The following is a 573-nucleotide window of genomic DNA, read 5'->3' as shown; positions in this document are numbered from 1 at the left end:
CTAAATAGTTGTGCTCAAAAGACAATAACAAAAGAAGAAATAATCGATATGGAAAATGTACAGAAAGTAGCCAATATCTATAAAGAAGTAAAGAGATACAAGTATAATCCAGAGTACACACTACATATAGCTACAGCCGCTAATTTTAGTTTTGAGTTGTTAGTAAATGATTATCCTATTAAATTTAATTATGATCCAGGAATTATTACAGGTTCAATGCCTATAAATGAGGCTATCTTAAAACCAGGTAAACAATCTCTGACTGTGCGAATGACACCTCCTGTGGATGATGAGTTTAATATGGGGAAAGAAATAGATTTGTCTTTAGCAGAATTAAAGCTAAGTATTAATTATGGCGATTATAGTCAACAGAAGGTTAAAGACTTTAAAGATGTTTTTACCTATGAGATGTCTAAGAAGGAAGGCAAAGTACCATTCTATGAGATTAATTTATTCTTTGATGCTCCAGAAGTGCCCTATGAGCATGAAGTGCAGGGATGGACTAATAGTGTTGATTTGTCTAAAGAGAATAAAGAAGAATTGCTAAAAGAAGTTGAAGTATTTTATAAGGAT

Annotated in this window: 1 pseudogene; it reads left to right on the top strand. The window is 31.9% G+C overall.

What is annotated here, in order from left to right:
- Positions 1–48: 48 nt before the first annotated feature.
- Positions 49–573, top strand: a pseudogene (locus HX062_RS16165) (hypothetical protein); the annotation flags it as partial.

This window comes from Myroides sp. DF42-4-2, assembly GCF_030326445.1.
Lineage (GTDB): Bacteria > Bacteroidota > Bacteroidia > Flavobacteriales > Flavobacteriaceae > Flavobacterium.
This window is presented reverse-complemented; position numbering and strand designations above follow the sequence as displayed.